Below are 23,594 nucleotides of genomic sequence, written 5' to 3'. Positions count from 1 at the left end.
CGGTTTAGGGACGATGCTAACGTTTTCGCCAAGTTGACCTGCCGTGAGCGTGAACCTCGCCAATGAAAGTTCTTCGAATAGATCGCCGGCGAGTTACAATATGCGCGAAACTTATCGTTGGGACACCTCGGCGGCGTGCCCGGCTAACAACACAATTGGACGGATTTGTCATGCATAAGAACGTCCTCGCACTAGTCACGGCATTCGGTGTCGCAGCCTGCGGATCAGCCTTGGCGGCATGGCCTGACGATAAACCGATCGAAGTTATCATCGGTTTTGCGCCCGGCGGGGCGACCGACGTAATGGCGCGCAAGCTACTGCCTTTCGTCGAAAAACGGCTCGATGGAAAGGCCAAGTTCGTAGTACTAAACAAGCCGGGTGCCGGTGGAGAGATCGCGTTCGCCTCGATTGCTCGCGCCGCGCCCGATGCCTACGCGATGGGTGTGGTTAACGTGCCTGGCTACAACTTCCTACCGATGACGAGGAAAACTCAATATAGCATGGATGAAATACGGTTGGTTGCCCGCATAGTTGACGACCAGAGCGTGATGGTAGTGCGTGCGGAAAGCAAATTTGGAAATCTTGCTGACGTTCTGGCTTCGCTGCGTAGCAGGCCAGGTTCGGTAACGTTCGGTCACAACGGTGCGGGGACGAACGGCCATTTGGCGATCCGCATGCTGGCGAGCGCTGCCAAAGTCGAGCCCAACGAGATTTCCTACAGAGGCACAGCAGCGCAAAGAACCGATCTTCTGGGTGGCCATTTGGAGGTCGGGATGGTCAGCCTTAGCGAACTTCGCGAGCTGCTCGGCGGCAATAAGGGGCCACTCCGCGCCATTGCGATATTGTCAAAGAAGCGCTCTCCGGCACTCCCCGACGTGCCGACGGCAGAGGAAGCAGGCGCCCCGATCATCATGACGGCGGAGCGCGGCTTTGCCGTGCCAAAGGGCGTTCCCGATGACATAGTCAAAAAGCTTGAAGCCGCAATCGCTGATAGCATACGGGATCCCGACTACATCAAGAGCTCGCCCGGCGACGAGCCCGTTCTCGCTTTCATGCCTGGCGCGGAATGGCAAAAGCGCCTCGACGACATGTCGCAAGCCCTGCGGCCGCTAGCTGACGAGCTGAAGGCAAGCGAGCAGAAATGAGGAAGCCTTATCGCCAAGAGCGGACATCATTGGCGTGACAGTCCACAACTCCGCATAGGGCGCGCCCCATGGGCTTCCGCATACGCACAAGGACCAGTTGAATGCGGATCTCCTGAGCTTCATTCGGGGTGCTTAGATGTCCAGATCGACCCTTCTTACTACGGACGGCAATTCGAACTCCCGGAAGCACTCGCCATGCCCTCGGGAATCGCGGAATCGGCCGTGCGGGAAATTGCTGCTTCCCTCGCGGTCTTGCTCGCGGAAGTTTTCGCTCTGTACCTCAAGACGGAAAATTTCCATTGGCATGTTTCCGGTCCTCACTTCAGGAGCATCCATCTCTTGCTGGACAAGCAGGCGTCCGACCTGCTGGCCATCACGGATCCGATCGCCGAGCGCGCTCGCGCTATCGGCGGCAACAGGCTTCGTTCCATAGGCCATATTGCACGGCTTCAGCGGCTGGTCGACAACGAGTTGCCGAACTCAGTTCAGATAACCGGTCGCTGGCGATCAGGATGCGGGCAACCCACCAACTCCGTGAAGAAAGGGGAGACAAGTCCACTGCAAGCATGTTGGAAAACTGGATTGACGAGACTGAACGAAGGACTTGGGAGTTGTTCGAGTCCACGCGATGATGTTGGAATGAGTTTTTGGTCGGCTGTCCGGTTAGCGCCGCCAGTCGGCCAGGGCCCTGCTATCAGCGGAATTATGGGGTCGTCCCGCCGTCGGCGGTCGCCATATATTTCGTGTAGAATTCGGCCACCCGCGCGCGCCACATGCCGACGAACGCCCTCGATGTCACTTTGTCCACTGATTTCCAATCCTTCTTGAGGGCCGGAAGGGTATTGCCCCAGATCGCGCGTCTGCACCACTTCGCGCCCTTCTCCCTGCCTTCGCTGGTGGCGCACATGGATTTCCAGGCGATGCGATCGGGCTGGCTGATGTGCTCGGCGGCGCCTTCCCATCCCTGCTGATGAATCAGGTAGAGATCGCTCAGGTCCGGCTTCCGGTGCGTGATCCACTCGAACAGGATGCCTTCGGTAATGACTTTGTAGGCAGCCGCAACGGCGTTGTCCCGGGGACTGCGAATCTGCCCAAAGCCGAATTTGCCGAACTCCTTTTCGCTCAGCTGAAACAGTCCGATATACGACCCGGTGCGTCGATTGGGGTTGAAGCCGGATTCGATCTTGGCAACCGCTTTCATGAAATTGAAATCCAGACCGAAAGCGACGGAAGCGCGCTTGATCTCCTCGATTGGCGTTCCGACCGGGATGTCCTTGAATGAACGCAAGACGATCTCCGCCGGCTTCTGGGCGGGCGGCAGTTCGGACCAGACGTAGTAGACTAGATACCGGAAATCCTGCGTCGCCGGCGTCGTCTTGGGGGCATTATTGGACGCATCTCGTGCTGTCGGCAGCGGCTGGGCAATATCCGGATCGCCCAGCGACGCCAATTTTGGCCCGGTGGAATCGGCGGCGATTTCGGCTCGGGCCATCAACGGTCCAGAACCCGCTGAAGCCACCGAGGCAGACGCAGCCTGAAGTGCTGCTGCAAGTTTGGCCGATGCCTCCACGTAGAGCGCGGGCGCTACCACGTTCGCAGCCGCTTCCGGCACTGCATCAGGCACGGTCGGCACCGGCCTGTTTCCGCTGGCCAGATAGAATCCGATGAATGCGGTAAGACCCACGATGCAAGTGGTCGGCAAAGCCTTCATTGCCCCAACTCCATGGAAGGCTCCGTAAGAAGCCTATTCGCGCGTTCTTTGGCCTGCAGTGAGTCCCCATGCAAAAATCTTAATATTAATATGTGGAGCAAGCGAAATCAGACTTTCAGCTCGCCACGCGTCGGATCTCTTCCCGCTATGTGCCACAGGCAACATGGAGCCCCCAGGGCCATCTATCGATATCGCTCCATCCGGAAGAACGTTCAGGATGAGTCGGTATGGTTAATGATCGGTAAACTTCAGCTGAAGCGGCAGGACAAGGTCAGCTTTGCACCAGAAGCGGCCGTTCCATAATCGCGCGTTCCGCGACTTCGAGACAACGTCGGTTGCACCTTGAGCGTGATCTGCCCCTTCATCATTTCGCGCGAGAGCGATTCGAGCCCGCTGAAAGGCAAAACGCGGAAGCTGCGCAAATGCTGTTACAGCAAGGCAACATCAAGCAGATACGCTCAAGCTCCTATGTTATCACCGGCGATCACATTCGAACCGGCCAACGCTTCCGCGAGCGCAGTTTCGAGATCTTTCGCTTGAAAAGGCTTCTGCAGCACAGGGCGATCTCCATACTCTGGACGCATCCCCGTCGATCCATACCCGGTCGCAAAGATGAAAGGCACGTTGTTCTGGCGGAGCGCGTCGGCTATTGCATAAGTGTCCTTGCCATCGAGGTTCAGGTCGAGGACCGCTACATCCACTATTTCCTTGCCGATAAGCTCCAGCGCGCGCGGAACGTTGGTGGCCGGCCCGACCAGCTCGCAACCAAATTCGTCGAGCATGTCCTCGATCAGCATCGCGATCATCATCTCGTCTTCAACGACGAGGACCTTGCGATTCGATTTTTCCCGCTTGCTCAAATACTGCTCCTCCGCGTATCCGGACATTATGAAAGAATGTCCGGCACGCTTCCCGTAATCGTGCCCAAAGGCGCCAAGATCCTGCAAACGACGCCGGTCTCGCGATAATCGATGAACGCTTCTCCGCGTCCAAGGGCCGCCTGACGGGCCCCGATCGCACATCATTTCGACATTCCTACGGAAGATAACGTCTAGGTGAACGAAACCGATTGCCCTTCCCCACGCAGTCGTCCGGAAACGAAGCCGGAGCAGTCTCCTCGTCACTGAAAACAGGGGATTTTCAAAATGATTGCTTTCACAGTAACCGCCATTTTGGCCGTCTGTGCCGGAACGTTGATCGCGCTGGCGTCGAGCGAATTCGGCCCCGAATTAGTCCTCGCCATTGTCAGCCTCGTGTAGGGGTTCGTGTGCGCGGTCAAAGAAAACCCGCCGGCGCGACCCGGCGGTCTGTCCGCGGCATCGACGATTCTGAGTTGGCCCGAGTGGTCGCAAGAGATTCCAGCGCAGCCAACGGCTGGCCGCCATCGTTGAGGATCACTTGGGCTGCTTGAAACGCCGCCTCCGCCGACATCGCGATCTTAAGCACCGCCACCTGTTCGCGACCGCCTTCACTGGAGAGTGTCGGCTGGGTGATGACGAAGACGAGCCGGCGGTTTGGGCCGATGCGATCAACGCGGCCCAACGCTTCGCAGAAGACCTCGTGCACGCCGTAAGTATCAATGGGGGTCGACGACATCATGTCCCTCCCTTCCAGCTGGTCTGAGTTAGGGCCGAACGGAAGTTAGCGCTTCCCCTCGGCTCGATATTTCTGTAAACTTAAATTATGAAGAAGTCAATTTCTGTAAACAAAAAGTCCGTCGGACGCCCGAAAAAGAAGGGCGGAGTGCACCCGGTCAGCGCGGTGCGGCTTCCGCCGACCATTTCCGGTGCCGTCGACGACTGGGCCACGAAGCAAGAAGACAAGCCCAGCCGCTCCGAAGCCATCCGCCGCTTGGTTGAGATCGGGCTGAAGGCGAAAACCAAATGACCATGGATCGCCTGGAGGACAGAGAGGTGGCGCTTTGACTTTTACCTATGCTGCCGCTGCGGCTGCTGGCCTGGCGCTATTAGCCACAGCCTTCATCGTCCCCACGTCGGGCCAAGGGCTCTTGAAGGGCGTACTCGCTGCCGTAGCGCTCGCTGTCGCCGCAGCCCTACTCTTGGCGGCGGCCCGACAGTTCGGCTGACCAGTAAGGCCGCCACGACCGGCAGCCTCTTCCTTACGGCGGCGGCACCATCAGAAACCCCAGCGCGATCACCGCAACCAACCCGACGATAACAACGGCGGTAATGGCACCGGCGGTTATCTTGGCTTTCTCATGCTTGACGGGCATTTCAACGCCTCAAGTTGGCGGCTCTGACGTCATAGGTTTCCTTGGGTCGCCGACGTCGTCAAGCCGCAATCTGTAGCGGCTTCCCTTAGGCGCTCTGCCGCGCTTCAATGAACCATGGGCACCAAGTCACGGGAATCCATCTACGGCGCGTCGATCCGGGCAGCCGCTCAGGATGCGGTCCGCGCGCGCAAGGCCGCCGACCGGTTGGCCTGCGAGGCCTGGAACAAGCGCATGCTCGGCTTCCAGGGCCCTGCCCAGCCCTCGCCCGCGTTCGGCGACGCGCTCAACGCTGGCTACCTCTACCTCGAAGTCAAATGCCTCGGCTGCAAAACGCATCAGACGGTGGCGCTGAACACCGTCCGCCGACCGAAGGCGACCCCAATTCATGAACTGGAGCGGTACATGCGTTGTCGGGACTGCTCGCAGGTTCGCCGCTATCCCTACAAGCGCAGCCATCTCGTGACCCTGCGGCCGACCAAGATATCGGCGAACGATCCACCGTCAACTTGGTGGCCGGGAGAACGGGATTAGACACAACAAACCGAACCGGGTGCGCCGTGGAATTACCGTTGCGCTCGTCCTATGGTTGCGCTTGAATCTTGCGAACCGGGGGAATCACTGAAAATGCGTGTCCTGTTAGCCACGACGCTTTGCGTGTTTTTGGGCGGCTGTTTCGCCACCAAGCAGGAGGTGGCGACGCGCTTGAGCGATCAATACATTGGGAAAAATGTTGACGCTCTGGTAGTTCAGTTTGGACCGCCAACGTCATCGTTCAGAATGAACTCTGGCGAGACATCCTACGTCTGGCAGCTAGCCGCCGAAACCGAGATTGAGATGAGCGGGAATAGACGTTTTAGCAGCGGGACCGTCAGCACAACCTATTGCAAAGTTAGCGTTATAGCGTCGGCATCTGGCATCGTGACAAGACTCGCGACCGAAGACACAAGTGGAACTGGCCAAGTCATGGGCCCCGATCTGGTTGGAAGCATTTGCGCCAGACGTCTTGGCATGAAGCGGGAAAGCTAAAGCCGCGCACGATCAAGACGCGGAAAAATAGGGCTTGCCACGTCGGGCAAATCACCGGCACGTTGCTTCAATGCCGCTCCCCGAGTTCGCGATGGCGATCCCGAGCGGCCCCAACCCATCCTTCAAATCTACGTAGCGGCCCTGCAATCGCATGCGCCGGAGGAGAAGCCATGTCTAATGAATCCGAAGTCGGAACCGTGCTTGCCAATGCTCCCCGCCTGGAACGGGCCTTTGGTCGTAAATTGGCGGCAGTCATCACGTTAGTCAGCCTGTATTTCGCACGGCGGCCATCAGGAATAGTAGGCCTACTTGCGTCGCTTCTCTTCATCGCTGCGCTGGCTTTGCAGGCCTGGCTCAAGCTTCGCGGCTAGCGTTGTTCTCGTGGCGACGATTTGCTAAATTGTCTTAGCCAACCGGACTCGGTCGATGGCCAATTCGCTTGTGGTGCGCAAGGGAACCGATCTGGCGAAGCGCAACAAAGCGCTTTTCGCCGCCCAGTACGTTCGAATGTCCACCGATTATCAACGCTACTCAATCCAGAACCAAGCCGCGGCGATAGCCGTCTACGCACAGCAGAAAAACCTGACCATTGTCCGAACCTATATGGATGAGGGCCGCAGCGGCTTGCGGATCAAGGGGCGAACGGGACTTATCGAACTGATCGATGATGTTCAATCGGGACGCGCCAACTTCGATCATATCCTGGTTTACGACGTCAGCCGATGGGGGCGCTTTCAGGATACCGACGAAAGTGCGTACTACGAATTCATCTGCAAACAAAACGGTGTCCGCGTCTCATATTGCGCCGAACAGTTTGACAACGATGGAAGCCTGCTTTCAAGCATCGTCAAAAACCTAAAGCGTGTAATGGCCGCCGAATTTAGCCGAGAGTTGTCCGTCAAGATCCACGCAGCCAAGCTGCGCGGCGCCTCACTGGGATTTCGACAAGGTGGCCCGTTAAGCTTTGGCCTGCGACGTGAATTGGTTGATGAAGATCGAGTTTCCAAGGGATACCTCGATCGCGGTCAAGAGAAGTATCTGAAAACAGACCGGGTGGTATTGCGTCTCGGACACCCGGATGAAATCCAAGTCGTCCGACGAATATTCAGCGAGTTCGTCGATCACCGAAAATCAGCAGAGAAAATAGCGCGAGGTCTAAATCGTGATGGCCTTCCCAATCATCGCGGGCGGCCGTGGACTAGGGGTATGGTGAAATACATCCTGCTCAATGAAAATTTCATTGGTAACACCGTATACAACCGCGAATCCTCTCTACTGCGCGGAAAGGCGACGAAGAACGCACCCAACCTGTGGGTCAGAAACAAGGGTGCGATCCCAGCGGCAATCGATCCCGACGTGTTCCACGATGCGCAACAGCGCATGAAGCGCCGGTGGGAACATCTCAGTGACGACGAATTGTTGTCGAGATTGAAGACCCTTCTCCAAAAGGAAGGCCGCCTCAGTCAGGCCATCATGAATCGTACCTTGGGCGTTCCAAGCGTCAATGTTTACGATGAGCGCTTCGGCAGTATGCGAAACGCCTATCGGCTGATTGGCTATAAGCTCGCGTGGGATACAGACTGGATCGAACGAAAGAGTGAGTTTAGCGCGCTATTGCAGAACAACGCCGCCGACCTCATTTGTCGACTTGAGGGGGCTGGAGCGGTAGCCAAGTTCGAGCCTGGGGAGGACGTGCTCAGGATCAACAAGCGTTTCGTTTTCTCGCTTCGCCTTGCCCGCTCTTGGCGAGCGCCAGATAGAAAGTTGATCTGGACGATCAATCGCCGCACTGTTTTGCCCAGGGGCTATATCGTCGCGATCCGGCTTGATGAAGGGAACAACGGCATACTCGATTACTTTCTAATACCGACCAAGGCAATGACAACGTCGAAAATTCGCTTCATGGATGCGGGGCTGCAGCGGTTTGACGGGTGTCGTTTTGGATCAACCGCGCAGCTCGCCAAGGCAATCATTCATCGAATCAATGGCGACGCGCGCGGTCCGACTCGCTGACATTTTGCCATCCTTGCGCGCTGGCATAGGCTCGGTGAGCACATAGGAGACTTAACAGATGTCAGACCAGGCGGTTGAAATTCTCATTACCAATGCGATCCACACGGCTTTTATCAAGTACCCCGAGGGCGATGGCGGCCCGAACCTGGATTACGAATGGATCGCGCCGGACCAAAGCATACATATCGCCAAGGCCATCCTTCAGGATCTGGCAGCCAACGGATATCAGATCGTGAAGAAGGGCGCCGCGTCGGGTGGCTGACAGGGGCTGGCAACGCTAGTTCGACGCGGGCAAGTGCCCGCCAGTCCTACCCTGGTGCCGAATGCCGCTCTTAGGAGGTTTTCTTCTTCTCGCCGGGCTTGATAAAATGGACGCCAACCTGATCGCCATTGACCCAAGCGAGTTCGCACCGCCGATATGCTTTTCCCATAGTCGACAGCACCAGGAAAAACTCCTTCATGGCAAGACCTTCAACCGAGCCGTCGATTGAAAGTCTGGCGCCGGTATCCGACGCATCCAGCATTGTACAGGGTCGACGCCAAGTTCCGTCGATCGCCATCATGTTGGCCGTAAATCCCTTCTCGAATACGACCCTATGTGCCTTGCGCTTTTCCGTCATGACCGCTTTGCTCGCGCCCTGCGAGAAAAGCCGCCATCGGTGTCAGTCCGACGACGGCTTTTCAAAACACGCTCAATCCAGCAGATTCAGCCTGCGCCAGTTTGGTTAAGCATGGGTAAACCCGGAGATGCGCCCATGCATGACGCTGGCCTTCCGCTGCCGACGCAATCGACTAGTAGACGGGCATGCTGTTTCTGTGGCGCCACGATCGATATGGCGGTAACCGATCGTCACGTTCAGGATGCACACATGGATTTGCGGCACGCATGAAGTTCAGCACTGATCGACCCTATGCCGATCCGGAAGCCGCCGCGCGCAAGCTGCTGGAGATCGCCAAAGCGACCGAGCCGGTAGACGGAAAGATTTACATCGAGAAGATAAACGCGCCGATGCTGTACCAGGAGCGCGCCACCCCAGCCGAATACAAAGCCGGGCTTGATCTGGCGATATCGCGCGGTTGGCTGTTGCTGCACGAGTCCGGAACCTTCGTGAGGTTTACGCCGGCCGGTGCCGGACTGTTCGCTTGAGAACGCGAAAAGCCGCCCCTTCAGTTATAGCACGCCCACAAAGGCAGAAACGATCAAGATTGCCGCTCCCACCGCTAGGATTATCACATCAACTGTTATGCGTCGCTTGGCAGATTCGGTCATGGCTGAACCCTCCATCCACGGGAAACCGCGTTGTCCGACCTATCGCGACCGAGCACTGTGCGTCAGCTCACATACATATCAGAAAGTTCACCCAGTGCCTGACGGTTGGCAACGCAAGTTCGGTGCGTCGCAATCGAAGAACTAAGACCGCTTTCTAAATCGCACCACCCGCCCCGGCCCGCGGGCGCGCGAGAACGCGGATCAGATCGCGTGCAAGGCTTGGAACATGCTGCATGCTCGGCTTTTATGGGCCAGCGCACCCCTCGCCCGCCATCGGCGATGCGCTCAATGCGGGCAAACCAAGGTCATGTACTAAACCGGCCGTCTATAATTTTGGCTTTTGCTCCAATGGTCTTGCCCTACCCGCGCCGGCGCGCGGCTATCTATGATCTATCAAAATTGAAGCCGGCTTGAGGCCCGTGAGCGTGAATAATTTCCAACACCTCAAGAACTTCGGTCTTTTGTTCAATCAACTCACCCTTCATGTCATAGACGTAGGTGAAGGCAACTTTGCAACGCAAGCTGTCGCCCGAGTACAGCGGAATGCGGCCACCGTGAAAATTTGCCAGCCACCCCTCGTCTAAAATGGGTGCCGACAAATTGAACTTGCCGTGGCTGAACTGCCACATGGCCTCACCCAACAAATCGGGCTTCCGTATTCCAAGGATTGCTTGGCCCTCGCTCCGAGTTTGCCGTGTGTCCTCAACGACGATGGTTTCAGCGGGCGCCCATGTGCTGGCTAGATTCACTTCGTAAACACGGCCGTCTGTTTCGACCGTCAGACGATCGCCTGGCGCAAGAAGCCGCTTCGCGTCTTGGATCTTGTCCAAAGAAGAAATTAGGCGCCCTTCGTGGATGGGGGGATAATCCGGCAAATGTTTGATATCGGTGTCGCGCGCTAGCTTATTTAGTTCGCCCGCCAGGGCTGTCAGCCCATCTGCTCCCGTTGCCTTGTCATCGTTGAGAAACTCGAGCGTCACGTATTTTGCTTTTACCAAAGCGGCTCCGACGGCCTTCTTCCAGTCGAGAGACTTGATTGCCTCGAGCCCAAGCGATCCAAAAAAATTGCCGAACCACACGATGGTCCAATTGCGCAGCATCGTGCGCGTTGAAACCTTTCCACTTGCCCAGGCGGTCGGCAAGGGCTCGACGGTTCAGCAGTTCTTTACGACCCTCGGCAATAACCGGTTCGAAATCAGCGTTGCTCCGTGGGGTGAGGGTCAGTTGAAAATGAACGACCATGAGATAGCAAGGACCGCCGAGGCTAAGGATCGACGCCAAGCCTTCGCGATCTTGAAACAGGCTGCCGAACGATACGCGCGCGGTGAGCCCCTCGAAATGCCGAACAATGGCAAGGCTAGGTTGATTCCGGCCGTAAAGGCAAAGCTGCTGGAGGGCAAGAAGGGACTTGTGGTAGGCATTGCGAACGATCAATCCATCGCATGGGGTTGCGCCGCCGCCTTCCGAGCATTTGGCGCCGATCTGGCCGTCACCTATCTCAACGACAAGGCCAAAAAGCACGTTGATCCGTTGGCGCGCGCGCTCGAGTCATCCATTGTGATGCCGCTTGATGCCCGGGTGCCCGGACAAATGGAGGCGGTATTCGAGCGTATCAAGAAGGAATGGGGCGAGCTGGATTTCGTCGTGCATTCGATCGCGTTCGCGCCGCAGCAGGCACTTCATGGGCGTGTGGTCGACGTGCCCTTGGATGGGTTTCTCACCACCATGCACGTCTCGTGCTGGACATTCCTTCAGATGGCTCAGCTGGCTGAACCATTGATGAAGAAGGGCGGAACCCTCTTTACGATGACGTATTACGGCAGCCGGACCGTCGTGAAGAATTATAATATTATGGGCGTTGCCAAGGCGGCCCTTGAAAGCGCGGTCAGATACGTATCCGCGGAGCTTGGACCGAAAGGCATTCGCGTGCATGCCATCTCCCCTGGCCCTCTCGCCACCCGAGCCGCCTCTGGCATTCCCGAGTTTGACAAGCTGCTCGAAAAAGCCAAGGCCAAGGCCCCGGCACGCGGGCTCGTGAGCATAGAAGACGTTGGAGCTGCCACGGCGTTTTTAGCCCACGACGTAGCCCGGCTGATCACCGGCGATACCATCTACATCGACGGGGGATATCACGTTGTCGACTAGCGCTATCCTCATCTGGCGATGCTCGGGAAAGTAGGATCGCCGCAATGTCAATTTACTCTCCGACTGGCTTCGCAACAAAAAAAGGCCCCGGACGACGTTCGGGGCTTCAAGTTCGCCGGAGGTTAGCCGCTCGTCGGTAGCGAGCGGCTACAGGTGCCCGTACCCACGAAGACGGCGGCTGAGCATTCGTGGTGGTGCTTCGTATCGTTCACCGAACCACTCAACTTGTGAACAAGTCAGCTCGAGCCACGAACGGGCCACGGCCGGCATCCCCGTTATGCAAAGGGGACGTCATGCAAGGCAATGAACCCGGCCCGTCGTCTGCTCCTCGTCGAAATGGTGCTGCCCCTCGGCGACACCCCGCATCCAGGGAAAATGCTCGACATGACGATGCTCGTTAGTATGGGAGGTCAGGAGCGAACCGAAGTCGAATACGGGTCGCTTCTGACCAAGGCCGGTTTCCGGCTAACGCGGGTTGTCCCAACCAGCTCTGCGGCGAGCATCGTGGAGGCCGTGGTGGCTTGAGCAAGAGTGGATGTGGGACGTCCATTGGGGGTCATTCACGTCGCTTTGGCTGGACCACAGTGACTTCCGGTCTACCCCGGTGAACGGACATTCTAAGGATAGGCGGGCATGTCTCAAAGGTGCCAAAACCGGAAGTGACAAGCCTTATTCGATCACCTCGTCGGCGCGGGCGAGAAGCAACGGCGGGACTTCAATACCAAGCGATTTCGCGGTCTTGAGGTTGATGGCAAGCAAGAATTTGGTGGGCTGCTCAATTGGAAGATCGGCCGGTTTGGTGCCTTTGAGAATTCGATCGATATAGTGGGCGCCGCGACGCGCCAAGGCGGCGTAGTCAGGACCGTAAGAAATGAATCCGCCACTCTCTCGGGCGCCCGCCAAAAAGATCGGCGGCAACCCTGCTTGCACCGCAAGTTCGGAGACCCGGCTCGTTGGGGAGTTAAGGATCGTGTCACCCGCTACGTACAATGCTTCCGCCCCTCCGGCTTTAGCGGTGGCAATTGCGCCAGGAACTTCCTCTGCTTTACGTACCTCGATAACGTCGAGCTGAAAGCCGAGCGTGGCAGCCGCAGATAGTAAGTCCCTTAATCCCAGCCGATGGACTTCGTTTGAAGGATTGATGAAAGCTGCCAAACGCTTCGCCTGTGGCAAAAGTTCTCGAATAATGCCAAACGCCTTTCCCGCGAAATCGCCTCCAGCCACCAGCGTGGCAACACCAGTTAGGTTTCCGCCCGGATGAGCGAGGCTTGACGCAAGTCCCAAACCGACCGGATCGGCGACGAAGATCATTACAATTGGTATCTCGGAGGTCGCTTCCTTAACGGCGCGCACGGGTTGAGGAGCGAAGGCGACGATGAGATCGGGTTTCGATCGCACAAGATCAGCGGCGAGCGTCGGCAGCCGATCGAAGCGGCCACCCGCTTCCTTACGCTCGATGACGATGGTGGTACCCTCGAGCCAGCCGAGCTTGCGAAGCTCGTCCGATAGAGCGTTGCTAACCGGCCCCGGTGCACACAAATTGGGGCACAGCATCCCTACGTGCGCCACTTTACGCACGGCTTGAGCTGTGGCCGCCGACGCGAAGGCAAGCAGCACAACCAGAAGGACCGGCACCGTAGCGAGAAATCGCCTCATCCGATCACCGTGCCGTCGCACAGGAACATTCCGCAATCGCGAGGCCGAGCACCTTGGCCCCGAGATCTAAGTTATAGCAGCTTCAGGCCGACCGGCGGATCAAGATTGTCCGCTTCGGGTCATTCACGTCGGTCTGACGGTCGGCCAGCCACTTCCGGTCTACCCCCGTCAACGGACATCGCCAGATCGGTTCGGCTTTTCTGCTTCGTGCCATGGACCCATGCACCGCAGCAAGGATACTATTCGATCACCGCGTCGGCGCGCCCCACCAGATAGAGCGGGACGGTAATGCCAAGGGCCTTCGCTGTCTTGAGGTTGATGATTAGCTCCACGTTTGTCGGCTGCTCGACGGGTAGTTTGCCGGCTTCGGCTCCGTCTAGGATCTTCTTCACGTAGTACCCCATTCGGCGAAGAATTTTGTTCACCGATGCGCCGTAGCTGATAAGGCACCCAGCTTCCGCAAACAACGAACTCGTTGAGAACAGCGGAAGCCGATGCGCTAACGCAAGCTCGGCGAGGCGATACCGCACATCGTTAATAGACGGATCACTAATTACCTGCAGTGCATCTAAGTGTCGGCTCGCGAGCGTGGCAAACAACGCTTCAAGGTCGGTTCGCGGCTCCAGTGCGAAGGGGAACACGTCCATTCCCGTGCGATCTCCGTTCACGCGAAGGCTTTCCATCATGACGGGGCTAGTCGGATTTGCAGGATTGAACAAGGCCCCGATCACGCGCGCCTTCGGGAAAATTTCGCGCACGAACTCCAACATCTTTGGGGTCAGGTCCTGGTTCAGACTTGCGGTTCCGGACGTGTGGTTGCCTGGATTGGCGAGACTCGCAACCAGACCAGCGCCAACCGGATCATTCATGACCATCATAAGGACGGGGATAGGCGGATCAAGACGTTGGGCGGCACGTACTCCAGCAGGAGTGTTCGCAACGATCATTCGCACCTTTGACCTTGCGAGTTCATTTGCGAGCTCTATAACGCGGGTATTGTCGCCCCCCGCGAAACGCTCCTCGAGGACATAGTCGCGGCCTTCAACCAAGCCATAGTCGAGGAGACCTTGCCGGAAGGCATTACGCTGAGGGTCATCCCCGACTGGCTGCGCGTGGCCACCGAGAACTCCAATAACGATAGGCGTTTTCTGTGCCAGAACGACAATCGGCCATACCGCCGCTGCCCCGCCGAGAAGCCCGATGAACTCGCGCCGCTGCATTGCCAATCCCAAGGCTCACGATTTGGCATCTTAGCGGCTCAGACAGGTACGTTGATAGAGCTAAAACCAGCATCAAGGGTAATGCTACTGGGCGCGGCCAATGTCGCGGATGGGTCAAACTGAGAAGATCGGGCATTCAACCGGCACGTCGGCTTTCCCCCAACTACGGACATGGCCTTGCACCGCGCAAACTGACGCTTTGTGCCATGAGCGGACTCATTCACTGAGTCACCAATCCACCATCTCGTGAACGTGCGCGAGCAATTTTGCACGGATTTGAAAATACCAAGCAGGCTACCGGGCTGCGAGCTTGGGCTTTTGCGCCTCTTCTATGTGTCGCCGCTGATCGAGAAAAGCCTGGCTGGACCTGGTTTTGTACAATTCAAGGCTATCGACTTCATTGACTACCGGTGTCAGCGCCTTATCCATATATTTGAGCCGCTGCGGATCGTTTTTGACCTTGTACGCAAGCCGTTCCAGACGGATCGCGAGTGCTGCCCATCGCACGGCCTTCAACGCGGTTTCCGCAAAATAGCGTGGATAGAATAACCAAACCGGTTCGACCGGCAGATGCGGCCGGCGCTCATCCCGACGCTTTAACCGTAGAACGCCGCCCTCGAGCGGGTGAACGCGCTCGATCGGATGGTAACCCTTGAAATAGAGCACATAGGTCTTGATCTTGCCGACGCTGTTGCCCATGGCCGCAGCACGCCGCATCATGGATTCGATGTGCTCCCAACTGTAGTAGGTGTTCCAGGCCAGCTTGTAAGCGCCTTCCCACTCCGCCTTGGACATGTTGGAATGCGCGGCCGTGACGTGATCCAGATCGTATTTGTTGAGGTCCGGATCCATCACGACGCCCTTCGAATATAGTGTCTTATGGTCCTCCGAACCGGGCAGCGGTGTGAGGAAGAAAAACTCCAGAATGTCGATAGGCAATTCGTTCTGGATGATTTCAATGTCGCGGAAGATAGACGCCGGCGTGTCGTTCGGGAAGCCGATGATGTAGCCGCCAATCGTCATGATCTTGGCCTGCTTCCAGGCCAGCATCATTTCGCGGTAGTCGGTGATCTTATTCTGACGCTTCTTGGCGCCAAGCAGGCTATCCGGGTTGATATTTTCCAGGCCGATGAAACATCGGCGAACTCCGGCCTGAGCGCATTTGTCGATGAAGTTCGGTAATTTGTGACAAAGTGTATCGACCTGGATCGTGAAGCTTAGCGCCCAACCCTCCTTTTCGCGAAGCGTGATAATCCGGTCGAGCAGCGCCTCCCAGTCCTTGTTACGCGCAAAATTGTCGTCCGTGATGAAGAACGCGTAGATGCCTTGCGCAACGTTTCCGCGGATCACTGCTTCGATGTCGTCCGCGGTCCGGCGCCGCGACTTTCGCCCCTGCACATTGATGATCGTGCAGAACGAACACTGGAACGGGCAGCCGCGCCCGGCATCGAAGCTGGTGGTGTGGCCTATAACCCGCTCGATTTGCTGGCTGGGAATGATCGGCAGTGGCTGACATTCGAGGTGTGGCAAGTCGGCGAGGAAATTATACAGCGGCTTGAGTTCTCCTTTGACCGCGTCCTGCAACACGCCTTCAAGCCGGCCCTCTGCCTCGCCGGCGAACACCGACACGCCGAGTTCCATCATCTCCTGCACGCCGGGATCACACTCCGGCAACATCGCAAGGGTGCCGGACACATGGAAGCCACCGATCGCGACCTGGACTCCTCGGCTACGAAACTGTCTTGCGATATCGAGTGAGCGTGGAAACTGGTTGGACTGCACGCCGACCAGCATCACCATGCCGGCATCAGCCGCTTTGATCTTGCGCGTCAGATCCTCGACAGAGACCCTCCAATTGGTCTCGTCGATCGCCTCAATGTCGATGTCGAAATCGGCGCCGAGAACCTGGCGCTCGCGACATTCCAGCGTGATGCCATAAAGGCAAGCGAGCGAATTTGAAGGCAGCCCGCCGCGCCACCAGCGAATGACATACCCGTCATCGTCGTAATGCGACGGCTTGATCAGGACGAGTTGAAATCTTTTGTTCGATTTCATCGGAGCAGCATCCAAACTCGATATGGAAAGTACCGACCTAACTAGATACCTCTGCGCTCCGACTGTAACATCACTGTCCGAAGATGGGTAATTGAAATAATGATCAATGTCCGCTCCGGGTCTTGGTCGTGTAAAAACACCCTTCCCAAGGAAGTCGGTGAGAAGCCAGGACCCGTTCGGTCTCAGGCCACGATCGCAGCCATCAGCGGCTTGGTCCCGACGATGTTGATGACCCGTGTCAGATTATAGGCCAGAACGGAGAGAGCCATCTCGGCGGCTACTTTTGGAAGCGTTTTGGTGACGAAGTGTGTCGCTCCCATGCGGGCCTTCATCGTGCCGAACGGATGCTCGACCGTCTCGCGACGCTGGCGCATGGCGAGCGGGTTCGCATCAAGGCGCTGCTGCACGGCATCGAGCAGGTGCTCATGCTCCCATCGTGGAATCCGCCGCTCTGGCCCTGTCGTGCACTGGGACTTGAGCGAACAATTTTGACAGGCGTTGGTCCAGTAACGCCTTATCCGCTTGCCATCTTCCTCGCTAGTGAAGTGATATGGCAGTTGCTCTCCGGCCGGACAGCGATAGGCGTCCTCCTCTGGCAAATAGACAAAGTCCTGCTTGCCGAAGCGCCCATCCGATTTGGCGCCCGACGTCTGCGGCTTGGGCAGAGTTACTGTGATGCCGGCCTCGTGGCAGGCGAGGATCTCCACGCTGCTGAAGTAGCCGCGATCGGCAACGGCCTCGAGCGTCTCGGTCTTGAGAACAACCTTGGCCTGCTTGGCCATATTGGCCAGTTGGGCCCGATCTGAGCCGCTGTTCGTGACCTCATGCGTCACAATCAGATGATGCTCGGTATCCACGGCGACCTGCACGTTATAGCCGACGACGCCGGAGCCGCGCCCGCTCGTCGCCATCGAACGGCTGTCGGGATCGGTCAGTGAGATTTGCTGGTCAGGCGAAGCAAGCATCTGCTTCTCGTAAACGGCAAGCTTGCCCATTTCCTCCTTCAGCTTCGTCAGTTTCTCGGTAAGCCTCGTTACCTTCGCGGCCAGTGCCTCCGTCGGCTCCTGCCGGTCGGCCGTGTCAAGTTGGCTCAGATAGCGTGCGACGCTCTCCTCCAGCTGGGTACGCCGCCGCTCCACCTTCGCCCGCGTGAAGTTCTTGTCGCGATTGTTCACGGCCTTGAACTTGCTGCCATCGATGGCAACGCTCGCCGTCGCCAGCAGACCCATCTCGCGGCAGAGTTCGACGAAGCGCGCACATACCTTGCGCAGCGCCAGGCCGTTGTCTTTGCGGAAGTCCGCGATCGTCTTGTGATCAGGTGCGAGCCGACCCAGCAGCCACATGACCTCGACATTGCGCCCGGCCTCTCGTTCGAGCCGCCGGCTCGACTGAACCCGGTTCAGATAGCCGTAAATGTAAAGCTTGAGGAGAACCGAGGGGTGGTACGATGGCCGGCCTGTCGCTGCCGGCTCCACCCCCTCAAAGCTCATCTCAGCCAAATCCAGCGCATCGACAAACACATCGATCACGCGAACAGGGTTGCTATCGTCAATGAAATCATCGAGGCATTCGGGCAATAACGTCGACTGCCCACGGTCCGCCTGCTCAACGAAGCGCCTCATCAGCTTCCCCCGCAGAATCACGAGAGAATCATACCAAAGCAGCCGCGTTTTCACACAACCAGGGTCATTTGCGGAAGTCGCCGCGCACTGTTGCGAGGTCCGCTTTACCTCGATGAACGGACGTCGTCAGGCCGCTTCGGCAGGTCCAGAAGGTGCCAAAACCGGAGGTGACAAGCCTTATTCGATCACTTCGTCTGCGGTGGCAGCAAGCGAGGTCGGGATTTCAAGACCGAGCCACTTTGCCGTCTTGAGATTGGTTACGGTCAGGAATTTGGTGGGTTGCCCGTCGCGTCTACGCGCCAACAACAGCCGCTCAGGGGCCTCCGCTCGCTCAAAGCAAACGCCTCAAAAACACTAACGGCACCTTCGCTTCGCTATGGCGCGTCAGCGTCCATGAAACTCCGACATCACAACTTAGCGGCTGGTTCCTGGCGCACCCGGAGCGGTTGGAACATCAGGCGCCGCCGGCAGATGCGACACAGAACCGGCAGTCGTCTGAGGAGAGGGCTTTTCGCTATGTACTTTGAGGCGCCAAGGACCCCACATGGCGATAAGCACGACAACGGCGAAGGCCGCGATAACAACCATCATGCCGGTGCTCAGACCGCTTCCGCGACCGTCAACATGATAGTTTTTCATTGACTGTCTCCTCAGTCACTGACCAAAAAAGCAACAGTTCTTCAAGCGTAAGGTTCCGGCCGATTGTACGATGAAGACGGGGCGGGACTATTCCGTCATCCCTCACGTGAGGGTTTCGCGGTCGGCAGGCGACTTGACAGAGTTCAGGATCGTCCTCCCCCTACTAGCAATAGTAGGATCAGCCTTGTTGAAAGGGGTGTTCGCTTTGGGTCATTCGCGTCGCTTTGACCGGACCACGGTGACTTCCGGTCTACCCCGGTGAACGGACATTCTAAGGATTGGCGGGCATGTCTCAAAGGTGCGGGTCGCGGCACCGTCACAGGCTCTTGGCATTCTCAACCGATTTCAAGAGCGCTGCTCCTGCATTCCGGCGCATCTTGACATGTAACTGGAAGCCCATCGCGTCGAGTACTCTAACAATTGTCGTGAAGTTCGGTTTTTGTGGATCGCGTGCAAACGCACGATGAATGCTTGTCCTCGCAATCCCAGATTTGTCCGCAAGATGAGAGATATTGTAAAGGTGGGTGGCCGCGCCAATGGCATGACAAATCTCGGAAACATCCGATTTCTTGAACGCTTCATTTATGAGATCGGCAGCCGCGCGTCGCGAAGCCGGCTGTGGGCGAGTTGCGCACCCGACCGATTTTTTGGGCATGTAATCCCTCCAACAAAATAGGCCGGCATTTCTGCCGGCCTACTGTACTGGAGATTTTGCAATAAAGGCGAGATCAGTACCGCGCAGCGACCGGTGCCCCGTAACCGCCGAAGCGGTAGTTGATGCGCAAGGTTACCATATCCACGTCCTGACTGATCCGATTGAGCGCGCCCGCAACAATCGGATTGGCGACCGAGAACGAATTGTTCGCGTCGCCCATGAACAGATGGTTGTACTCGACACCGAACGACCAGTTTGGTGTGAAGCCGTACTCCAGTCCAACACCGATAGTGCCGCCCCAGCGGGTTGCGCTAGCTGAGGCCAGTTCAGCGCCGGTAAGGGTACTGAGGATGCTAAAGCGGTTGCTCGTCACTGCCGCGCCGCCCTTTACGTACAGCAGTGCTGCGTTCCAAGCGTAGCCGATCTGGCCGGTAAAGAGGCCAATACCATCGGTCGTGGTGCGAGTGGAAAACGCAGGATTGATAATGCTGATGCGCTGGTTGCTGAGGTCCGCCCAATCACCCTGAGCTTCCAGGCCGAACACCCAGGTGCCCGACTGCCAGCGATAACCGATCTGTCCGCCAGCGAGACCGCCGGACCGCTCCCGGCAACCGTCAGCGACGACGACGCCAGCCACCGTGACAAAATCCCAGCAATTGCGGCTCTGTCCCCAGCCACCGTTGGCGCCAATATAGAACCCGCTCCAATCGTAGATTACCGGAAGCGGTGCCGCCATAGGCCTTGCCTTGACGGCCATGTCGGCGGCGGACGCAGGAGCGCCCATGCCCAGCGCAATCAGACCTACCGTACCCATCAGAGACTTCTTCATCGCATATCCCCTTCCGGTGTAGCCGACGACTTTCCAGCCGCGCGGCGTGTACATGTATTCCCATTCCACGACACAGTATGAATGATTTGATTGCTTCGACCTGTATCCGGATTGCCACAGGCGAACTTTGATTGGGAAAAAATGGCAAGCGTCGTGTCCTATTGAACTATGCAGTTTGTGCCATTCCCTTCCGCGCGGAATTGGCACGCCGGGAAAAGTGGGTAACCGATCCAACTCGGTCAGACTGACGCCAATCCCACCTTCCGCTTTGCCCGCGATAGCGGACTCAACACGGACATCGCGGCATGTCTCAAACGCGAGGAGTTTTGCGCGCGTGCGAATGGTAACCGTGAACCTGTGGGATGGTCAGCAGGCTCCAAAAAGTGCGACCAATTGGCACGATTTGCCATTTTGATCTCATATGAAATGAAGTGTTGCCGTTAAGGCACGGCACTTCATAGCCGACCATGCGGTTATCCTTTAGTCCGGGATCGGCGCCGAGTACTCGTACCTATTCCGAGCGAGAGTTTGACTGTGTTGTGCGGAGATGCATGTTGCGATCTGTTCTTGCACTCGGAATTTGCTCGCTGGCATGTGGATTGAGTATCCCCGCGTCTAGCCGATCCGCGGAACTCGCTTCCGACCAACCGCGAAACCCGGAAGCCGACTATTCCTATTTTCTAAGTCCGTTCAAATTGGCTAATCAACCTAATCTCAAGCAGTCGGTGTTTGGGTTTGCAGGTCGCACAAACTCGGGAAATCTCGGGGAGACATTTGCCTTCGGCGTTGGTGCACCACGGACGATGTTTTATGACAATTACATCGTAGGCGGAGCCTATCAACGCGACTTTTTTCAGTTCAACAGTGGAATTCTGATTGGCGCGGAGATCGGACTTGCTGATCGGTTCGGCAACTACACGGTTTGTTGTGACACCGTCGCTTACTCAAATAAAATGAAACATTCAGCAGAGCTGTGGGGCGGCATCTCATTTCGACACCAGGGTGTCGCATTGTTTGATGCGGTTCGGATTTCGCCAGGCTTTGTGTTTGGACTAAGCGCAGTATCAAATCCGATTGGCCAAGAGGGCCTGAATCAGATCGCCCATCAGGGCAACAGCCATGTTCTTTTTTACTTGGGCTTTGACCTTGCGTTTGCCTTGGCTACCCTTCCCGATACCGAATTGGTTATCCGCATCCAGCACCGCTCCGGTGGATACGGCACGCTCGGTGGCATGAAGGAGGGGAACAACGCAAATGTAATCGGGATACGGCAGCGTTTTTGAATGCCGTGACAATTCCGGATAAGATGCATGTCCGTCTTGGGTCAAAAACAGAAGTCGCGGCATTGCGGTGGGAAGTCTGCTTTACTCCCGAAGGCGGACATTGAACGGACATTCCCGGAGGTCCGTTTAGTGCCAATTTCGGATGGCGACGTGCTATCTTATGACCCGACGGGCTCGAATAACGAGGGCTCGGTACCATAGTAGGAACGGGTCCGTCGAGCTTATATCTCGTCGCCTTCGCTCCTCGCCCTGCGGGACGATCTGCTCTCGCCAAAACTCGGTCGTGCTGTCTCCCTTCGCGCTGCTTGACGGGTCGAACGTCGCTCTCTCCGAAAGCATGGCAATAAAACTGGCGATGCAGGTTACCGAGAACTCGATTCTCCGTTTTCAATTAGGGGTGGGATATGGGTGAACGCAGATTCTTCGATAGCCCCGCTGGCTTGACAGTAGCCAAAATCATATCGCTGACGGGTGCCGAATGCCATGATGCAAGGCGGCTTTCCCACCTGATTACAGATGTGGCGCCACTCGAACTTGCCGGGCCGAATGACCTCGCTTTTATCGAAAGCAATAAATACGCCGACGCGCTTGCGACAACGCGCGCGGGGGCCTGTCTAATGCTTCGGCGCTTCGAAAGCCGCGCCCCAGGTACTCTCATCCTGTTGCCGACGGAGCAGCCCTATCAGGCCTTTGTTGACGTACATAGTGAACTGTATCCGCGATCCCTTCGCCCGACATCCCTTTACGAAACTGGCGAAATTTCTCCAGGCTCAACCATCCATCCAACTGCGCGCCTTGGGAGCGGAATAACGATTGATCCGGGAGCTGTGATCGGGCCTCGGGCTGAGATAGGAGCGGGAAGCATCATCGCCGCAACGGCCGTAATCGGGCCTGACGTGTTGATCGGCCGCGACTGCACGATTGGCGCAGGCTGTTCGATCACCCATACGCTCATAGGTGAGCGCGTCATAATCCATCCCGGATGCCGTATTGGGCAGGACGGTTTTGGTTATATTGCGGGTTTACTACAGCAGAAAGTTCCCCAAACTGGACGGGTAATTATCCATGACGACGTGGAGATCGGCGCCGGGACGACGATTGATCGTGGCGGCATAAGGGACACGATCATTGGAGAAGCTACAAAGATCGACAATCTATGTCAGGTCGGCCACAACGTAGTCATTGGCCGCCATTGTATTATCGTCGCACAGTCGGGTCTCAGTGGCAGCGTGACGCTTGAAGATTTTGTCGTCCTAGGTGGCAGAGTTGCCATCGCATCCCACGTCACGATCGGCAGGGGTGGAAGGGTGGCAGGGGGTTCAGGAGTTATGAATGACGTCCCGCCGGGAAAAACCTGGGGCGGCTATCCGGCCCGACCAAGAATGCAGTGGTTGCGGCAATTGGCTACGCTGGCTCGACTTACGAAATCCGGCGATTACGCTGCAGCCCCTCCGACTCTTTCCGATAAGAGCTGAGGTTGCCGCGCGCTCGATTCGGCTCGAGCATGAGAAATCCAGCCATGTCTGTTCTGGGTCACTTTCGGAAGTCAGCTATCGTCGCAGCGAGGTCCGCTCTGCCCTTGTGAACGGGCATAGTCAGATGCGCCGCGAGGGTCTGGAAAGTGCCAAGACCCGTCGTTCCAATCAGGTCGGCCCTTATGCGGGCAAAGCGCAAAGGTTTGCGGACCACCCTCCCATTAGAAGCCACCGCGATTTCTGTTTTGCCATTTAACCCTTAGCCACTTCATTCCTGCTTCGGCCAACGCCAGACCTTTCACAAGAGGCCTTTGCAAAAAGTGGATATCCTGCGCGATCAACAGGAGCCCGAGGGGCAGCATCCAAAGACCCAAGACAGGCAGAAAACTAAAAATTCCGCCAACAATGAGCAACGAAGCAACAACTAGACGAGCCCCGAATGAGGTCGGCTTGCGCAACCAGCGAATCGAACGAGAGACACGGATCGGCACTCGCCGATCAATCAAATCGAAGTACCTATTCAGTTCTGCTTTGGTGTTCACGATTCTACCTCCTGCGTCGTGCAGTCAATGACCCGCCGGTTGCGGCGGACCGTGTCACCTCTGAGCCGTGCCCGA

Annotated in this window: 25 protein-coding genes and 1 pseudogene; 12 read left to right on the top strand and 14 right to left on the bottom strand. The window is 57.2% G+C overall.

What is annotated here, in order from left to right:
* Positions 1 to 170 precede the first annotated feature (170 nt).
* Positions 171 to 1,145: a tripartite tricarboxylate transporter substrate binding protein gene (locus ABIE49_RS28995; protein WP_192740507.1), complete on the top strand. Its 975-nt coding sequence runs from the start codon at positions 171 to 173 to the stop codon at positions 1,143 to 1,145.
* Between the two features lie 195 nt (positions 1,146 to 1,340).
* A pseudogene (locus ABIE49_RS28990) lies at positions 1,341 to 1,777 on the top strand (Dps family protein).
* A 71-nt stretch (positions 1,778 to 1,848) separates the two neighbouring features.
* On the opposite strand, the gene ABIE49_RS28985 reads toward ABIE49_RS28990, so the two are convergent.
* The 3 genes from ABIE49_RS28985 to ABIE49_RS28975 all read right to left on the bottom strand — a co-directional run bounded on the left by ABIE49_RS28985 (position 1,849) and on the right by ABIE49_RS28975 (position 4,452).
* Positions 1,849 to 2,856 (bottom strand): transglycosylase, encoded by a 1,008-nt coding sequence (locus ABIE49_RS28985; RefSeq protein ID WP_192740508.1) that lies wholly within the window; start codon positions 2,854 to 2,856, stop codon positions 1,849 to 1,851.
* A 458-nt stretch (positions 2,857 to 3,314) separates the two neighbouring features.
* Entirely contained in the window at positions 3,315 to 3,716 is a 402-nt protein-coding gene (locus ABIE49_RS28980; protein ID WP_354067034.1) for a response regulator, read from the bottom strand.
* A gap of 415 nt (positions 3,717 to 4,131) precedes the next feature.
* Positions 4,132 to 4,452: a hypothetical protein gene (locus ABIE49_RS28975; RefSeq protein ID WP_192740510.1), complete on the bottom strand. Its 321-nt coding sequence runs from the start codon at positions 4,450 to 4,452 to the stop codon at positions 4,132 to 4,134.
* Between the two features lie 87 nt (positions 4,453 to 4,539).
* On the opposite strand from ABIE49_RS28975, the gene ABIE49_RS28970 reads away from it, so the two are divergent.
* The 5 genes from ABIE49_RS28970 (at position 4,540) to ABIE49_RS28950 (ending at position 8,390) form a co-directional block, all read left to right on the top strand.
* Positions 4,540 to 4,743, top strand: coding sequence for a hypothetical protein (locus tag ABIE49_RS28970; RefSeq protein ID WP_192740511.1), 204 nt, complete (start codon positions 4,540 to 4,542; stop codon positions 4,741 to 4,743).
* A gap of 460 nt (positions 4,744 to 5,203) precedes the next feature.
* Positions 5,204 to 5,620, top strand: coding sequence for a hypothetical protein (locus tag ABIE49_RS28965; protein ID WP_192740512.1), 417 nt, complete (start codon positions 5,204 to 5,206; stop codon positions 5,618 to 5,620).
* Between the two features lie 665 nt (positions 5,621 to 6,285).
* Positions 6,286 to 6,486: a hypothetical protein gene (locus ABIE49_RS28960; RefSeq protein WP_192740513.1), complete on the top strand. Its 201-nt coding sequence runs from the start codon at positions 6,286 to 6,288 to the stop codon at positions 6,484 to 6,486.
* 55 nt (positions 6,487 to 6,541) lie between these two features.
* A complete protein-coding gene (locus ABIE49_RS28955) occupies positions 6,542 to 8,128 on the top strand; it encodes a recombinase family protein (RefSeq protein ID WP_192740514.1) in 1,587 nt (528 codons plus the stop codon).
* Positions 8,129 to 8,186: 58 nt separating this feature from the next.
* The gene (locus tag ABIE49_RS28950; RefSeq protein WP_192740515.1) at positions 8,187 to 8,390 is read left to right on the top strand and encodes a hypothetical protein; all 204 of its coding nucleotides are present in this window, start codon (positions 8,187 to 8,189) and stop codon (positions 8,388 to 8,390) included.
* Between the two features lie 70 nt (positions 8,391 to 8,460).
* Here the strand turns inward: ABIE49_RS28950 and ABIE49_RS28945 are convergent, their stop codons facing one another.
* Positions 8,461 to 8,748, bottom strand: a complete 288-nt coding sequence (locus tag ABIE49_RS28945) for a PilZ domain-containing protein (protein ID WP_192740516.1) — start codon at positions 8,746 to 8,748, stop codon at positions 8,461 to 8,463.
* 266 nt (positions 8,749 to 9,014) lie between these two features.
* Here ABIE49_RS28945 and ABIE49_RS28940 point away from each other — a divergent pair, with 266 nt between their 5' ends.
* Positions 9,015 to 9,275 carry a hypothetical protein gene (locus tag ABIE49_RS28940; protein ID WP_192740517.1) on the top strand — a complete coding sequence of 87 codons (261 nt, stop codon included), beginning with the start codon at positions 9,015 to 9,017 and terminating at the stop codon, positions 9,273 to 9,275.
* Between the two features lie 506 nt (positions 9,276 to 9,781).
* Here ABIE49_RS28940 and ABIE49_RS28935 read toward each other — a convergent pair.
* Positions 9,782 to 10,498 carry a hypothetical protein gene (locus tag ABIE49_RS28935; RefSeq protein ID WP_210337569.1) on the bottom strand — a complete coding sequence of 239 codons (717 nt, stop codon included), beginning with the start codon at positions 10,496 to 10,498 and terminating at the stop codon, positions 9,782 to 9,784.
* Positions 10,499 to 10,736: 238 nt separating this feature from the next.
* Between ABIE49_RS28935 and fabI the strand changes: the two genes are divergently transcribed.
* A complete protein-coding gene (fabI, locus tag ABIE49_RS28930; RefSeq protein ID WP_192740525.1) occupies positions 10,737 to 11,543 on the top strand; it encodes an enoyl-ACP reductase FabI in 807 nt (268 codons plus the stop codon).
* Between the two features lie 303 nt (positions 11,544 to 11,846).
* Positions 11,847 to 12,068 (top strand): methyltransferase, encoded by a 222-nt coding sequence (locus tag ABIE49_RS28925; protein WP_192740518.1) that lies wholly within the window; start codon positions 11,847 to 11,849, stop codon positions 12,066 to 12,068.
* A 144-nt stretch (positions 12,069 to 12,212) separates the two neighbouring features.
* Here ABIE49_RS28925 and ABIE49_RS28920 read toward each other — a convergent pair whose 3' ends face one another.
* The 8 genes from ABIE49_RS28920 to ABIE49_RS28885 all read right to left on the bottom strand — a co-directional run bounded on the left by ABIE49_RS28920 (position 12,213) and on the right by ABIE49_RS28885 (position 20,219).
* Positions 12,213 to 13,199: an ABC transporter substrate-binding protein gene (locus tag ABIE49_RS28920; RefSeq protein WP_192740519.1), complete on the bottom strand. Its 987-nt coding sequence runs from the start codon at positions 13,197 to 13,199 to the stop codon at positions 12,213 to 12,215.
* A gap of 239 nt (positions 13,200 to 13,438) precedes the next feature.
* Positions 13,439 to 14,419, bottom strand: a complete 981-nt coding sequence (locus ABIE49_RS28915) for an ABC transporter substrate-binding protein (RefSeq protein ID WP_192740520.1) — start codon at positions 14,417 to 14,419, stop codon at positions 13,439 to 13,441.
* A gap of 294 nt (positions 14,420 to 14,713) precedes the next feature.
* On the bottom strand, positions 14,714 to 16,474 hold the full coding sequence (locus ABIE49_RS28910; protein WP_192740526.1) for a B12-binding domain-containing radical SAM protein: 1,761 nt from the start codon (positions 16,472 to 16,474) through the stop codon (positions 14,714 to 14,716).
* Positions 16,475 to 16,656: 182 nt separating this feature from the next.
* Entirely contained in the window at positions 16,657 to 18,096 is a 1,440-nt protein-coding gene (locus ABIE49_RS28905) for an IS1182 family transposase (RefSeq protein ID WP_192740893.1), read from the bottom strand.
* A gap of 177 nt (positions 18,097 to 18,273) precedes the next feature.
* Positions 18,274 to 18,402, bottom strand: a complete 129-nt coding sequence (locus tag ABIE49_RS28900) for a hypothetical protein (protein WP_354067033.1) — start codon at positions 18,400 to 18,402, stop codon at positions 18,274 to 18,276.
* Between the two features lie 108 nt (positions 18,403 to 18,510).
* Complete coding sequence (locus ABIE49_RS28895) at positions 18,511 to 18,735, bottom strand: hypothetical protein (protein WP_192740873.1); 225 nt, start codon at positions 18,733 to 18,735, stop codon at positions 18,511 to 18,513.
* A gap of 316 nt (positions 18,736 to 19,051) precedes the next feature.
* Positions 19,052 to 19,390, bottom strand: coding sequence for a helix-turn-helix domain-containing protein (locus ABIE49_RS28890; RefSeq protein WP_192740874.1), 339 nt, complete (start codon positions 19,388 to 19,390; stop codon positions 19,052 to 19,054).
* A 73-nt stretch (positions 19,391 to 19,463) separates the two neighbouring features.
* Positions 19,464 to 20,219, bottom strand: coding sequence for an outer membrane protein (locus ABIE49_RS28885; protein ID WP_192740882.1), 756 nt, complete (start codon positions 20,217 to 20,219; stop codon positions 19,464 to 19,466).
* Between the two features lie 551 nt (positions 20,220 to 20,770).
* On the opposite strand from ABIE49_RS28885, the gene ABIE49_RS28880 reads away from it, so the two are divergent.
* Both ABIE49_RS28880 and lpxD read left to right on the top strand, forming a co-directional pair.
* A complete protein-coding gene (locus tag ABIE49_RS28880; RefSeq protein ID WP_192740875.1) occupies positions 20,771 to 21,502 on the top strand; it encodes a hypothetical protein in 732 nt (243 codons plus the stop codon).
* Between the two features lie 404 nt (positions 21,503 to 21,906).
* A complete protein-coding gene (lpxD, locus tag ABIE49_RS28875) occupies positions 21,907 to 22,977 on the top strand; it encodes a UDP-3-O-(3-hydroxymyristoyl)glucosamine N-acyltransferase (protein WP_192740876.1) in 1,071 nt (356 codons plus the stop codon).
* A gap of 221 nt (positions 22,978 to 23,198) precedes the next feature.
* Here the strand turns inward: lpxD and ABIE49_RS28870 are convergent, their stop codons facing one another.
* The gene (locus ABIE49_RS28870) at positions 23,199 to 23,519 is read right to left on the bottom strand and encodes a hypothetical protein (protein ID WP_354067032.1); all 321 of its coding nucleotides are present in this window, start codon (positions 23,517 to 23,519) and stop codon (positions 23,199 to 23,201) included.
* Between the last annotated feature and the right edge of the window lie 75 nt (positions 23,520 to 23,594).

It is taken from the genome of Bradyrhizobium sp. OAE829 (genome assembly GCF_040546575.1).
In the GTDB taxonomy this organism is placed as follows: Bacteria; Pseudomonadota; Alphaproteobacteria; order Rhizobiales; family Xanthobacteraceae; genus Bradyrhizobium.
Note: the sequence above shows the minus strand (reverse complement) of the source record. Positions and strands in the feature narration are given on the sequence as shown.